This window comes from Aliiruegeria sabulilitoris (assembly GCF_001558155.1).
GTDB lineage: Bacteria > Pseudomonadota > Alphaproteobacteria > Rhodobacterales > Rhodobacteraceae > Tropicimonas > Tropicimonas sabulilitoris.
This window is the reverse complement of record NZ_LOAS01000052.1, coordinates 1-14319: the sequence shown is the minus strand read 5'-3', so window position 1 is coordinate 14319 and position 14319 is coordinate 1. Positions and strand designations below refer to the sequence as shown.

Genomic DNA, 14319 nt, shown 5'->3' with positions numbered 1-14319 from the left:
GGCTCATAACCTGAAGGTCGTAGGTTCAAATCCTACCCCCGCAACCATCAAGACCCTACCGCCGTCACCGGATCCTCCGTTGGCGGAGGTTGTCGTTTGGGCGCAGGCGAAATTGAGGATGGAGGCCAGGGCACCAACGAGAACGACGTTGGGTTGCCCGCGCTTTTCTCCCGGAGAGACCTCGATCCGTTCGATCAATCCTCGGATCGTGTCCATCGCTTCGGCACGCGCCGCATCATCGGCCAGAAGTCCCTGCAATTCTCCAACTTTCCGGCGGTAGAGCTCGGCCACGTTCGGATGGATGTCAATCTGGGTGGTCGCGTTGACTCGCTTCAGATCGGCTTCGAGCGTCGCTTTTCGGGCTTCCAAGTCGCGCAGCGTTGCGGCGACCGATCCGGGATCACCGTCGCCTTCCACAATGAAATCGAGGCATCGGCGAATACCGCGTTCTACCTTCGCGAGTTCGCGATGCAATTCGGCCTCACGGCTACCACGCGTCTTGCGAAGGCGCTCAAGTTCGGCGCGGAACGCCGCCGCGAACTCGTCGATCAGCGCATCCTGACCGAGCAGGATCGACCGCAGCCCGCCAAACACACGTTCTTCGAGTGCAGCGGCAGCGATGCCGGCCGGGCTATCACAGGTTCCGCGCTCCCGACGGGCCGAGCAGGAGTAGCGCTCACGGTTGACGATGGTCATCGCACCGCCGCAGCTGCCGCAACGGACGAGCCCGGACAGAAGCCGTTTCCTGGTTTGACGCTTGTTGCCGGCCTGGGATGCATAGCGCGACTTGATCGCCTGCACGCGTTCCCACGTCGCGTCGTCGATGATCCTGAGATGGGGCACGTCGGTGCGCAGCCACTCGCTCTCGGGATTGGGGCGTGACACCCGCTTGCCGGTCTCCGGGTCCTTTCCGAAATGCTGCCGGTTGTAGACGATGCGGCCGAGGTAGAGCTCGTTGTTGAGGATGCCGTTGCGGCGCTGACGACTACCGTTGATCGTCGATGCGTTCCAAGGGCCCCCACGCGGCCCGGGGACACCCTCCTTGTTCAGGTCGGCCGCGATCTGTCGCGGGGTTTGGCCGGATGCGTGGGCATCGAATATCCGCCGAACGATACGGGCCTCAACTTCGTCAATCTCCCTCTCGCCCGTCGTCACGCTGCCATCGGACTGCAACTCTCGGACAATGCGGTAGCCGTAGGAATTCCCGCCTGGGATCTTGCCGGCCACGACGCGGCCGACCTGCCCGCGTCGGGTCTTGTCCGCCAGATCCTTCAGATAGAGCGCATTCATGGTCCCCTTGAGACCGATGTGCAGCTCGTTGATCTCGCCCTCGGTGACCGTCCGGATGGCGATGCCAACATGGGTCAGACGCTTGAAGATGGCGGCGATGTCCTCCTGGTCACGGCTGAGTCTGTCCAGGCTCTCGGCGAGGACCACTTCGAAAGCGCCTTCGCGCGCCCGGTTCATCAACGACAGCGCACCCGGGCGGTTCCCCAGATGGCCGCCGCTGATGGCGTGATCGGTGAAGACCTCCACAACGTCGAGCCCATCCCTCTCGGCACGGGAACGGCAGAGCCGCACCTGGTCCTCGATCGAAGCTTCCCTCTGCAGGTCTGACGAGTAGCGGGCGTAGATCGCGGCTCTGGTCATGCTGTATCCCTCTTGCTCATTCGGGGGCGTCGTCCTCCCAGTTGAAGTCTTTTCCGCCCAGCAGATTTCCGAATGTCGCGCACGACATTCTGGTAGGACTGAATGGCGTCGATCCCCCGAGCGCGATTGTAGTAGGTCTCAGACGTTTCAAGAGACCCGTGGCGAAGAACGCTGGCAATGATGTTAACATTTTCCGGATCTTCGAGCGCGACCGAGGTCGCCGCGATATGACGGAAGGCATGCGGCCGAAGTACCTCGCCAAACTCCCGGCGCGTGAGCTTGGCCAGGCTGCCAACAAACCCTGAGACGGAGAATTCTCCGCCATATTTGGTGACCCAGAGCGCATCGGTTTTAGCGCCGTCGAGCAGGATCTCGCGATGATGCGACAGGTAGCGGGCCATCACGCCTTCCAGTCCCAGCGGCAACTGTTGGTCCAATGCCTTGTTGTCCTTCATTTCTGCGGGTTCCAGGCACAGGAAGAAGTGGCCGCCGGTCTCCACCAGCCCTTTGCCAACCCGCAAGGCGAGGAGGCTGCGCCGCCTGAGTGGTCGGGAGATCATGAATGCGATGAGCAACCCCTGACGATATTGCACCGCACGTTCCTTGGGGGACAAGGTCTCGTCGGCTTCGGCGCTTTGCATCCTGCCAAACCCCCAAGCATAGAGATCAAGCGCGGTCACGCCTGCACGGCGCTTGAGTTCACCATGGCGACATTGTTTACGCAGCCGGCCTTCGACATTCGTGAGCCATTCCCAATCAGATTCGGGAGACATGGCTCTCACCACCTTGGCCAGTTCATTGAGCCGCATGTGGGTCGTCTCCACGGTGCACCGATCGAGTGTGGTTTCGACATAGGCCTTCACCGTCTCGGGCGTAAGTCGGTCGGCCGGGTGAGTGGTCCCACCAAGTTGCCCCATGCGCTCTAGGTAGGCCAACCAGTAGCCATAGCTCTGCGCGCATTTTCGACGCGTCGTTTCCCGCCAATGCGCGAGCGGGCCCCGACCGTCGAGGATGTCCCCTTCGGCAAACAGCGCTTCCCAGGCTTTCCGGTCCTCACACGGCCAGTCGGCCTGCTTCAGTTCTATCGGACGATAATCAGGATGCACCATTCTGCCGCCTCCAGTCCTGAAGAACGTTCTTGTCGTAGAGCTTCAACGCCCATTTGCTTTCGGTGCTGGTATAGAAACTGATGGTTGTATCGACCGACTTGTGGCCGAGCATCTGCCGAACAGTCTCGTAGTGGCCGGGGTGGCGCATCAGGTAGAGCATGCCGGAAAGGTGACGGAAGAGATGGGCGTTCACCTTCAGGCCGATTTCCCGCCGGATGAACTGGGAAACCTGTGTCGCCAAACTGCTCGACGCGCGATGCCCGCCTCCAGACGCCTTGGGGAACAACCAGTTTCCGGGGTCGTCACTGACAAGGTGGCGATAGTTGTTCATATAGAGCCGAAGGAGGCGGCTCGTATCTGCCGAGAGATCACCCTCGATCGCCACACCGTTCTTGACGTCGCTCCCAGGGATCATCAACGCGGCGTGCCGTCCAGCGCCATGGCCGCGCCAGACGAAGTGACGCTCCGCATCGAGCTCCGCAAGGTTGCTGCGGCGCATGGGAACGGAAAGCAGAATTTCGACGGCGAGGGCGTACATGACATCGAGCCCATCCCATCGGGACGGTTCGGACCGACTTTGCACGCGCTGGACAACCGCGCCCGGCAGCAGCATCAGAAGTTCCACATTGCGCGGGTCTTCGAATTGACCCAACCGGAGCTTGTTTTTCTCCGTCAGGCCATGCCGGGACACCTTCACACGCGCCTTGATCGCCACGAGCGCCTCAAGCTCTTCAGCAGGCAATTTGACGTGATAGCGCGCAATCGCGACAAGTTTACTCGCGATACCGTGCAGCCAGGTCGGAACGGCACCGGCGTTGCGATCGATGAAGAAACGGAGGATGGTCTTGAAATTCTCCCGGTCGGTGAGAAACGAAAGGGCCCGGATAGCGTCCTTGGAGACCCCGCTCAGGACAAGCGCCGAAGCCGCGTGACGGACCTGTACCCGAATGTTGTCGATCGACTGCGGACGCAACGGCTTCGGCGGGCCGTCATCCGCGAGCAAGTCGACCTTAGCGAGACGCGCCAGCCATTGCTCGAGGTCGGCCTGAAACGTCTCGGGGAATTCCGAAAGCGGGATCGACCAGTTCTTGTCCGAACGGGACGGGGTGAGCCGCTGAAGGTAGGGTGCCGTTCCCTGATCGATGAGCCGGTTCCAGGTCTGAACGGTCATTTTGCACGCCTTGTCCGGGTTCTTGCGCAGATCCTGCCGGTCGAGATGATCGCGGTAGGACTGGATAACGGCGTCGTCGACGTCGGCTTCATCGATGCCCCGTTCCGAACAGTAGGTGGCCAGCCCGGCAAGACGATAGCGTTCCCAATCCTTGCCGCAGGATGCGAGCAGCGCCTTCCAGGCCGGCGTGCGGTAGGGCGTCCGTCCCTTCGGCGACGGTGCAGCGGCTGCGAGCTTGATGGCAGCGCCGACATTGGAGATCGCGTTCCGGAGGCGCTTCTCGGAAACGCCGATCTGGACATGATGGAGTCCGTCAACAAGCGCACGAATGCTGGCGGCGTCGGCTTTCAAGGATGCAGGCGCCCGGTCGAGCCAGCGTGCCACCGCGGCGACATCGGAACGCAAATCCCGACGGCGCGTCGCGCTCAAGTCCGGATCCCGGTCCACGGCACGCAGGACGTCGGCCATGGTCAATTCGGGCGCAGTGATTGTGGCGTACTGGTTCATTGGTTGTCTTCTTTCCGGTTCTTCGGGACCGTCGGGCGGGTCCCGACAAAACAGCGTTGGACAAGAGCGGTCAGGGCCGGACTTTCGGGATATCGTACCATAACATTCTTCTGAAAAGTGGTTCGGTGCGGTCTCCCGAAGTTCGGAAAATACTAGACATTACAGTCCATTAATGGACACGGTAGGACAGGTTGTTTCCGTTGCGCGCCAGGTAGGCTTCGATGTCCTCGGGGCGAATGCGCCACTGCGCTCCGACCCGGCTGGCACGCAGGTCTTCAGCGGCAATCTTGCGGCGGACGGTCTTCTCGCTGACGCCGAGAAACTTGGCGGTCTCAGCAATGCTCAGCAGGTGGTTGGGGTTATTCGACATCGGGGAATTCATGCTCGCTTCTCCTCAGGAGTTGGGGGGGATGGACGAGGAGAGATCGGTGTCTGTCGCTTCGAAGAACTCGCGGGCGGCCTGTTCGGCAAGCAGCTTCACGAGCGTAGACAGGGCGGCCATGGGCGCGTCCTCTACCTCGCGATTGTCGTGTTGCTGCTGTTTCGGCACGTTCCAGTCCTTCGATCCGCCGATCGCGCTCCCACGATCCGAAGAGGAATCTAGGCGCCTGGACTGGGCTGGAATCGTGAGACAGAACGTGAGACATCGTCGCCATGAAACCGATTCAACTATGGCTGCCGATGATTATGGGTGGCGCCGGCAGGCCGACGCGGCAACGGGACATTCAGCGGCTTCACGCGGTTTGGGATGGGCATGACGTCCTGTGGACCAAGCCTTCGTGGAGTGGACCCGAAGCCTGGGCTCAGGACCGGATGAAGGTCGGGTGCATCAGCGGTGAAGAAATCGAATGCTTCCGCATTCTCCACATCGGAGATGGTGGTGGTATTGTCGGGCCAGCGGCCGCAGGTTTTGGCGACCTCAAGATTGATGGGCTCCTGGACGCCTGGCTTGGATCCGAGGTGCAGGCCGTTCCGTCGACCGCAGGCACACCTTTCGAGATTTCCGTGCCAACGGTGGTCGAGGGCGGCGTCACGTATCTTCGGGAAACCTTCGCTTCCGAGACCGGTGGTCACCATCCATTCCGGGTGCTGGAGCAAGACGAGAACACGGCCGCTGCCCAATGGCCGCCGGGCGATCACGATCCGAGGCCGATCTCGCCTCAGAGCGAGGCGTTGGCCCGCGAGCCGAGCGACACCGATGGAACAGTCGCACTCTGCCTTCGTTGGGCAGGACTGCTGACTTCCGTTATGCCGAGTTACACGTCGGAGGATGATCTTTTCGCGCAGGCCCAGATGCGCTCGATCCGCGATCTGGCACGAAACGACGTCGAGCAGGCACGACATTCGGCCGAGGTTGCGGCGCGAAATTGGGTGGTTGACGGCCAGTCGTCGGTGAACGCGGCATGGCTCAAACCGATCATTGCAGCTGAGGGCGAAGACGGCGCTCTTGTAGCGATTTACTCGCGTTTTGACCTCGACTGCGGCTGCCTGGCCGAGGCCTACGAGAATCCGCGGTTGCGCCGGGAGCTACGCAAGCCGATGGGGGTCCGCAGGGTACTCGGGGTCCCGGGTCTGGCATGGGCGCTCATGCTCGATCGGCTGAGCGAGGGCCAAGCGGAACGCCTTTGCGAAAGATGCGGCCAGCCGATTTCTGGCCGGACGAATAAGCGCTTTTGTGGAGAAACCGACAACCCAGACTGCTTCAAAGCTAGGCGCAGTGGTGATCGGCGCCGATCGAGAAAGGGTTCTCCGCAGTCGGGTAAGTGAAATGCGTCACGCCAGATGCATTCCGCAAAACCAGAACGTCCGGAAGTTGCTGCACATCGGACCTCCAACCAAGTGCCTCTCTTCGCAAGCGCAGCACAAAATCAAACGACGCTACCGGCCCAAAGCCGCCGGTCGATTCCGACTGACCACCGCGCTTCGCGACCGCCAAAGCGACCATTCGAGTTCCTTGGCACTGGCCTCAGGGGATTCCAAGGGTCAAGCCACCTGGTTGCACTATGATAGCTGAGCCGAATCTGGATTTCTCGGCGGACAAGGTGTTTCCCATCGCGAAGTTTTTTCCAATAATTTGAACTACTTCAGGGGCATCTGCGAACTTCGAATGGTGAATGGACCTACCGTCGTCAATCTGACTAAGATCAATGACTGCCACGCCGATCTCAGCCAGGCGATCAGCGTCCGCAGCGCCAACTCTGGGCACCCCACCGGCTACCTTCCGCGACAGGCGAAGGGCCGCGTCGTCGTCCGAGACCAATACATAGAATTGTCGCTGCTCTCGTGGCACCGCCATAACTTGTTTCGCGAAAACGTCGGCGTCGATGTCGGGAGAAGCAAGGATAATGTACCGGCTCTTCTGGATTCTGAGCCCTCGCGTGAGCGCGATCTGACGGATGCCTTCCATGACCAGCATATTGCCCATGGAATGGGCGACGACGTCGAACTGTTGTGCAACTGAACGATCCGCAAGGTCCGCGATATCGACCAAAGCGTCCCGAGCGTGGATAGCGCTGTTCAAGTCATAGACGTACTTCAGAGCATTCGCACCGGACGGCCAGGAAAAAAGAACTGGAACGCCGGCATAGTCAGTGTCCTCCACGAATTGCGCAATGCGCAGGAGTGCTGCAGACAGGTTGGTGTTGTAGCCATGAACAAAGATCATCACAGTTCGATCGTTTGGCGGGCGTTTTCGCAACTCGGCGTTTAAGGTCGAAAGGAACTGCTGCTCGTTGGGCACCATGATGGGAGGTGCGATCGTGAAATCCTTGCGCGGGTCCGGGCTACCCCCCTTCGATTGTTCGATCTTTCCTGTCTGATGGACCGGTGGGACCGAAACGTCCAACAACGCGTAGCTGGTGCCGACCGCTCGTTGCCCAGAGAACAGCTCGGCTGGATTGTCGGAGCGGCGACGGGTCGTCGCAAGAAGAACCCGATGCTCGGTGAAGGCGCCTTCACTCGATGCCTCCTCGGATTTTTGCTGCACACCGATCAAGTTGGGTGGGCCTGCACAGGCCTCAAGAAACGTAAAGACAATGAGCCCAAGCAGGATCGGCGCAACTGATTTCCGTTTCATAGTTTTCCACCGCTTGAAGATAGAATGGCAAAGAGAACCTCAGAGGTAGTTTGCCAGTGCCTTGATACTCAACAAAAGCTCTCCGAGCCCGGCAATCGCACCCGCGTTGTCTCCGATAACCATCGCACTGCCAATCAGCCCGGGCGCCACATCGGACCCCAAGGTATCTGGCCATCTGATCTCGACCATGAAGAAAGACTCGCCTGCAACGTCTTGCGTGCGCACTAGGCTGCCCCCTTCGAGCTGTGCGTTGGCGGATGCGCTCTGGATGCGTCCAACTGTGCTCCAATACACAACACCCGGCTGATGGCGTGGCGCAATGCCAACCCGCGCGCCCTCCCGGATCGCCGGAACTCCATTTAGATCGAAGATTCCGAGGATGATTTGGCTGTCGTTTCGAACCACCGGAATCACCGGAGTGAATGCCGACACCCGATCTCCGGGCTGGATTTCCACCCAGGAGACCGTGCCCGGTTCGATTGACCTGATCTCCGTACGGTCGAGGTTGTACTTGGCTGTCTCAACGGCCGCACTGGCCGCCTCGTAACCCGCACGCGCTTCGTCCAGTTGTTGCTGACTGAATGTTGCCGGGTTCTTTTCTATTGCGATCTCGATACGCTGGAACGAGCGTTCGGCAACCCTGAGACTGGCTTCCGCCTGTTCCAGTGAGAACCTAAATGGTCGTTCGTCAAGCGAAAACAGAAGCTGTCCGTCCTCGACGAACTGTCCCGTTTCCACGGCAACTTCCTTCACGGTTCCAGATAAGACGGGAGCGGCTCCGGTTACTGGGGCGACCACGGTGAACCTCCCTGACGGAACGCGCGTGTTCAGCAGCGACATGAACACGAGAAGGATGGCCAACCCGACCAGACCTACCAGGACCTTGGTCAGAGTGTTCCAAGGGATGACCTTTAGTTGGAAGAACACCAACCAGACGATTATCGCGTAGGCGCCGAGCACGAAGAGCATCGCTAATGATCCTTCCCTTATATTGATTGGAGCATTTTAGCCCGGTTATTCCTCGCCGCTTCCAGCTCAAGCCGCCTGCCATGCCAGGGCGTGCAGCCAAAAAAACGAGGCGATCAGGGCGTTTGGTTTAGAGGCCGGACCGTCGATCAACGGTCCGAGCAACATTTCAGAATGCGACCCGCATCTTCAAGCTTGGTACTGCAACGAAGTCTTCTTTCGGATTCAAGGCCGGGTTGAAGATGAAATGGACCCCCGGTGTCACCCAGATGTTGTTGCTCAGCCGGATTCTCCAATAGGCTTCCAGTCCGTACTGATCCCGAACTGGCCCTTCGAAAATCTCATCGATCGGGTCCATATAGAGCAAGCTGGCCGATGCTTCTCCGTCGATACCGAACGGCTCGAGATAGGAGACGCCGAGGGTTGCGTTTTGCTTGGCCAAGGTGCCGGTGACACCTCCTCCCTGGGCGGTGTTGTAGGTGTAACCGCCAAAACCAACCCATTGGCCCCACTGTTTCTCGCCGTAGATCCGGAAGCCGCCACCTGCCTTGTTCGGAAGCGTGTCCGGGGAGCGCGAACTCCTCTCGTCCGCATAGAATAGAAGCAGGTGCACGTGATCATAGTCGTCCTTGGATCGCTGCCAGTCGTAGCCGATCTCGGCACCGTAGAAGAGCTCACCTCCGTTTACGGTCGACCAGTCCAGGCCCCTAGTGGCGGGATTACTGTTCATGTCATTGACGGATCCGGCAAAGTAGAGCCCGGAATCCTCTTTGTTTGGCCACCACTTGAAGCCGGCACCGAACCCAAAGGTCGGGTACGGTATTGTCGGATGAAACGCCCACGGACCGGTCGTGAAGGAGACCCTCTCATCTTTGAAGCGAGAGGGATTCAGCAAGGTGGTAACGACCTGGTTTCCGACCCGGAACATGCCCTCGGACTGGCCCGAGTTCACCCATTGCTCCCAATAGAGGTTCTCGACGGTGAAATCCCAGGTCGTGAAACCGACGTTTCCGGCGAGGCTGCCCAGATCTGCCAGACCGAAGGTCGCGGGAACCGCGTTGTCGCCTACGGCACCCCGCTCGAACATGCTGAAGACGAGATGACCTTCATTGTCACCGCCGCGGTTGAGCAGGGTCCATTTGCCCATGAACCCCCACCAGTCCCCCAGTGCAGTGTCGTATGCAGCACCAGGCAGAGTAGCGGAAGCCGACTGACCCAAGATCTGGTAGCTGACGCCGAACCTGAGCCCTGTTCGCTCGTAGACATCGTCCTTGAAGTCGAACCAGGATTGGGGAACCCCATACGGTATGAGCGCGCCGGACTTGGGGGGAACGATATCGTCGAGCACCCTCCCGGCTTCCAGCGGATTGTTGTCACGGGTCTGGGCATCGGCATTATGAGGCATCGTGAACAGCAGAAGTGAGACAAACAGGACCCCGGGAACTGCTTGCCTCGCTTTTGCGCCGAGGATGCCTTCTATCCTGCGGCTGTCCATCTCAACCGACCTCGACTGTTCCGTCCTCGTGGATCGCGATCGGATCATCCATCTTGACGGTTTCGAGGAACTCGTCTCCCAGTGAGTCGATGGTCACAATGCGCTGTTCGTTCCAGATGTCCGCCATCAGAACGCCAGCGGCCGCCAGAGTGTCGATCGGCTTCGAAAAGAGCAGCGCCTCCGGGCCCACACCGATCGACTTCATGCCCATGAGCGCCATTCCACCCATGGTCGATCCGACCGTTGTCGTTGTGCAGAGGATTGCTCCCTTGAGGTCTTTGCCGAACAAAGCTTCGTTGGCTGCGTCGGTGCAGGGCGCAGCGTCGGTGCGCCCTGCGAACATATTCTCCATGTAGGAGCCGCTTGTGTTGAAGGGCGCCGTTGACACCGTCGCCTTGCCACTGATCTCACCGGGAAGGACCACCCGGCCTTTGAACGTCTTCTTTGCCATATCTTATGCCTCCGTGTTTCACTGTGCCTGCTGACTGGCTCCCGTTCGTGGGGCCGATGTCAGGCGGGCAGTTTGCCGGTCAGAGCGATCTGGATGAGGTCATCATCGCCAAACAGCCTCAGTCCCGAGTAGTGACGCGCCTTGGCAGAGTTCGTCACACCCCTGTCGATATCGGCCATCCCCTTGAGGCCCTGGTAACCAGGCGTGCAGATCGTGGTGAACTGAACACCGGCACGCAGCACATCCCGAAGCAGAAGCGGATACTCGTCGAGTAGCTTGTTCCGCACCACAATCGGGCAAGCCAGGATCACCGGGATTGCGACTTCCTTCTGCCCTTGGGCACGAAGAGCGGAGTTAAACCGCTTCGTCCAATAGACGACCTCTTCGTAGGTATTGTGCGGGCAACCGAGGTAGACGGCTGTCGGGTCTCCGTCCGGTTCCTTCCAGCGGTTCGGGAAGCTGTCCAACACGCGCTGCATCTCGGCATCGTCGATCACATAGGTCTCGTACTCATCGGCAAACAGGTCGCGGCCGTGCTCCTGTGCTTCGGGCGTGACGTTCTCGACATGGTAAAGGCCAACCGCCCCGCTCGACGCGGTCGCAGATCCCATGGCCTTGAGCTTGCCCATGGCGATCAGGTCAGGCTTTCCATCTTCCATCGGAATCCACTGGTCAATGCCGGTCAGGTAGGGCACCTGCTCGATCACTTTCGTGCCGATTGCGCCGCCCAATGCACCCCAATGCGGTTCCTTGGAGAGCTTGATATCGATGTGCCATTTGGCCTTGCGGCCTTCATCCAGAAGCATCCCGAACTCGGGGACTTTCCCCGCAATGGCGCACAGCACTTCGAAGCCGGTGGCCATGCGGTTGATCCGCAACCCGAGTACGGAGTTTCCGTAGTTCACTGCCGAGGACTCCGCCCAGCTCACCACCGTTCCCGGTTCGGCGGTGTTGCCGACCTCCGGCAGGTAGCAGGCGCAGCTCCAGTTATCGAGCGGACGCGCGCCAAGGCGGGTATGTACCTGGATCAGGCGACCCTGAAGCGGGTAGCCCTCAAGCATCATGTTCCGCTTCACCGGATCCTGTCCGATGGAGTAGAGATCCAGAGGCATCGGATTGACGGTGTAAGGCAAATGCGCCTTTAGCCCGGCATCCGCAATCTCTTCGAACATCTCGAGAACCGGAATAACCCAGGGCGAGCCGGTATAGAGCGACGAATGTGGTGCTCCTCCACAGTCCGCCAACCGCTTGGCACCAAAGAGTTCACCATGCATGACGATTGTCTTGAGAACCTTCGCCATCACCTCGCCCTGGCTGCCATTGAGGATGTCCTGCTCCTCTTGTGTGAGGGTCATCTTGTGACCCTCGTCGCCGGGGCGGGCATCTGAACCAGTGCCAGTCAGGTTGTCCGCGATCGGATTGCCGTCAGCATCGACCCCGACCTGATCGCACCAGATACCTTCATAGGCAGCGGGATCATCGAAGCCTTCGGACGAAACCCTGTAGACCTGCGGCCTCGGCCTGGGCGCCGCCGTGTTTGCACCGCCGCCACCCGAACTGCCGCCAGGTGCCTCCGCTGTGGTCGTTTGGGCGCCCGCAATGTTCGCCCCGAGGGCAGCGGGCAACAGCGCCGTTGCCGGAAGGCTCTTGATCAGATCTCTGCGTTTCATGGGTTTTCCTCTTCTTTGCTGCCACAGCGCGTCATCGAAAAGCCGCTTGACCGGCTTCCTGAACGCAACCTGTGGATTGGCTGCAGGAATGGTTGTCGGGCCCCGCGTGTCGGCCCCGCGCGTCCCGACCGTTCACATGAAGCTCCAGCCGCCGTCGATCGGGAAGAACTGGCCGACCTGGCCGGTTGCCGTTCCATCAATGAGGGTCGCGACGAAACTCGCCGCATCCTCGGGCTGGATCAGCCGCTTGACCGGCAACAATTCTTCCTGCTCCTTGCGCTTCTCAGGATCAGTGTCAGCGCCGACCATGTGGAGGAAGCTGGGATAGGCCATGCCGTATGTGCCCGTCGCATTGAGAGAGACTCCATGGGGCGCGACTTCGAGCCCGGTGGCCCGGACCAAGGCATTCGCAGCGGAGCGAGTCGCACAGTAAAGCGCAACATCAGGTTGCGGCCGCATGGCGCCGGCACTTGTGTTGATGACAACCTGACCCGATTTCTGTTCGACCAGAGGCGGAAGCACCGCTCGCAGAGCGTTGTAGACGGTCTGAATGTTGCCCGCATAAACCGTATCCAGATCCTCTGGCTTCGATGTGAGGACGCTGCCGTTCACGTGGGTGCCAGTCCGGATGCAGGCGCAGTTGTACCCACCAAATGCCTCCTGGGCGCGGACGACGAGCTTCTGGAATGTTTCGGGCTTGGTCTGATCCCCGGTATCCTCAACAACTTCGACTTTCGCGCCCATTTCGCGCAGTTCCTTGATCAGGTCTTCGTCCTGGGCATCGCCGAGAACGAGGTCGTGATTTCTGCGCACCATCTCTCGGGCCAGGGCCGGCATCATGTGATTCCAGGAATCGAAGAGAATAACGACCCGCTTCTTTCCCGACGAACCTTCCTGCGCTTTCACCTGGGAGGGCTGAAGCCCCATGGCAGTCGCCCCTGCGATGCCTGCAATTCCCGCAGCTCCTGTTACCAGAAAGTCACGGCGTGAGCCTTCGCCTTGCTGCAACTCTTCGCGCGCAATGGCTTCTTTGGATCCATTCTCCACCTTGTTCATCGTCTCCTCCATTTCATTTCCACTTCGGCTTCTCTGCTGCCCCGGTTGATCCACTTTCCTTTCTTTTCAATCCCACCTCTTTTTCATGGCGCTCCGCTTGGTCCGGACCGCGTCTAGTCGGGTTCCGCCACCGTGAACTCGATCACGACGCACTCCCCGTCTCCTTTTCCGAGCTGTTCTCGAAGGCATACAGGTGCAATGATCTCAATCTGGGCTTCGGGATAACTTCCGACCTCGGGCAGAACGATCACGGCATCGACCAGATGATCGACGGTGACGGGATAGCAGCGGGCATCATGATCGTTTGTCCCGTTGCCTGGGTTCTTGATCCTGACACCCGGCGTTCCCCGGAGCCGGATCCAAGTGACGACATCGACTAGATCAATAGGCACCAAATTGAACGTTCCGGGAAAGGGATCAAATCCAAGGCTTTCGATTAGTTGAGATCGCACCCAGACCAGTTGCGTGAAATACTGCCCACGCCCAAGGCCACTCGATATCGTCCCGCGAATGGTGGTGAGAGGCGCGGAAGTTGGTTGCAGCCACTGCAAAAAAGTTACGGGAATGCCGTCTGGGTCATTTAGCCGAAAGAGCCGGGCGCCCCAAGGCACTGTCGCTGGCGGAGGAACTTCAGCAGCGATCCGGTGATGCATTTCCTCTATGTCGTCTACCTCTACCACGACCTGCAAGGACTCGACTGCCCCAGCGTGCATCAGAGGATTGGCTTCCCTACCACTGTCGATTATCTCAAGATGCACACCGCCCAAGTCGAAGCGAATTCCGCGACTTGTAGGCTGATCCCATTTCTCAATTACTGGGAAGCCAAGAGCGGAGCCGTAGAAAGATGCCACTTGTTCGAATTTATTGGTCGCGAGTGTCATGTAGCTCATCTCACATCCTCCGACGCAAGGCAATTTTTTGATTTCTTTATCAACCGGTTGCACGCGGGAAGAACCTCTTGCGACAACAGCCGAAGGCTGCGTTCCCAAGTCTGTTCCTCGTCTTGGGCATTGTACGAAGCGGCCAGAAGATAACCGAAACCGCCGGACCTTATGTATAGGTCGAACAATCGTTCGGTGACGGTCTCTGGAGAGCCCACCAGCCAGACATTTTCGACTAGGTAGTCAATGTCGATCGCATCGTCCGGCATGGAACGATCGCGTTTCAG

Annotated in this window: 13 protein-coding genes; 1 reads left to right on the top strand and 12 read right to left on the bottom strand. The window is 59.5% G+C overall.

The window, feature by feature from the left end; translation table 11 throughout:
* Window positions 1–3 precede the first annotated feature (3 nt).
* The 4 genes from AX756_RS23555 to AX756_RS23540 form a co-directional block, all read right to left on the bottom strand.
* Window positions 4–1650 carry a recombinase family protein gene (locus AX756_RS23555; protein ID WP_068318033.1) on the bottom strand — a complete coding sequence of 549 codons (1647 nt, stop codon included), beginning with the start codon at window positions 1648–1650 and terminating at the stop codon, window positions 4–6.
* The gene (locus tag AX756_RS23550; RefSeq protein ID WP_068318030.1) at window positions 1647–2759 is read right to left on the bottom strand and encodes a tyrosine-type recombinase/integrase; all 1113 of its coding nucleotides are present in this window, start codon (window positions 2757–2759) and stop codon (window positions 1647–1649) included. Before AX756_RS23550 ends, AX756_RS23555 begins: the two co-directional genes overlap by 4 nt.
* Complete coding sequence (locus AX756_RS23545; RefSeq protein WP_068318028.1) at window positions 2746–4437, bottom strand: site-specific integrase; 1692 nt, start codon at window positions 4435–4437, stop codon at window positions 2746–2748. Before AX756_RS23545 ends, AX756_RS23550 begins: the two co-directional genes overlap by 14 nt.
* A 169-nt stretch (window positions 4438–4606) precedes the next feature.
* Window positions 4607–4819 (bottom strand): helix-turn-helix domain-containing protein, encoded by a 213-nt coding sequence (locus AX756_RS23540; RefSeq protein WP_068318025.1) that lies wholly within the window; start codon window positions 4817–4819, stop codon window positions 4607–4609.
* 272 nt (window positions 4820–5091) lie between these two features.
* Between AX756_RS23540 and AX756_RS23535 the strand changes: the two genes are divergently transcribed.
* Window positions 5092–6204, top strand: a complete 1113-nt coding sequence (locus AX756_RS23535; protein ID WP_068318022.1) for a hypothetical protein — start codon at window positions 5092–5094, stop codon at window positions 6202–6204.
* 199 nt (window positions 6205–6403) lie between these two features.
* On the opposite strand, the gene AX756_RS23530 is transcribed toward AX756_RS23535, so the two are convergent.
* The 8 genes from AX756_RS23530 to AX756_RS23495 all read right to left on the bottom strand — a co-directional run.
* The gene (locus tag AX756_RS23530) at window positions 6404–7513 is read right to left on the bottom strand and encodes an alpha/beta hydrolase (protein WP_068318021.1); all 1110 of its coding nucleotides are present in this window, start codon (window positions 7511–7513) and stop codon (window positions 6404–6406) included.
* Window positions 7514–7552: 39 nt separating this feature from the next.
* A complete protein-coding gene (locus AX756_RS23525) occupies window positions 7553–8482 on the bottom strand; it encodes an HlyD family secretion protein (protein ID WP_068318018.1) in 930 nt (309 codons plus the stop codon).
* 166 nt (window positions 8483–8648) lie between these two features.
* Window positions 8649–9974, bottom strand: a complete 1326-nt coding sequence (locus tag AX756_RS23520; protein WP_068318016.1) for a carbohydrate porin — start codon at window positions 9972–9974, stop codon at window positions 8649–8651.
* A gap of 1 nt (window position 9975) precedes the next feature.
* A complete protein-coding gene (locus AX756_RS23515; RefSeq protein WP_068318012.1) occupies window positions 9976–10425 on the bottom strand; it encodes an aconitase X swivel domain-containing protein in 450 nt (149 codons plus the stop codon).
* Window positions 10426–10484: 59 nt separating this feature from the next.
* Window positions 10485–12095 (bottom strand): aconitase X, encoded by a 1611-nt coding sequence (locus AX756_RS23510; RefSeq protein WP_068318010.1) that lies wholly within the window; start codon window positions 12093–12095, stop codon window positions 10485–10487.
* Between the two features lie 132 nt (window positions 12096–12227).
* The gene (locus AX756_RS23505) at window positions 12228–13151 is read right to left on the bottom strand and encodes an SDR family NAD(P)-dependent oxidoreductase (protein WP_163887100.1); all 924 of its coding nucleotides are present in this window, start codon (window positions 13149–13151) and stop codon (window positions 12228–12230) included.
* A gap of 113 nt (window positions 13152–13264) precedes the next feature.
* Entirely contained in the window at window positions 13265–14041 is a 777-nt protein-coding gene (locus AX756_RS23500; protein ID WP_068318004.1) for a DUF120 domain-containing protein, read from the bottom strand.
* Window positions 14038–14319, bottom strand: a 282-nt coding sequence (locus AX756_RS23495) for a hypothetical protein (protein WP_369094749.1), incomplete at its 5' end; no start/stop codon positions are given. The genes AX756_RS23495 and AX756_RS23500, both read right to left, overlap by 4 nt.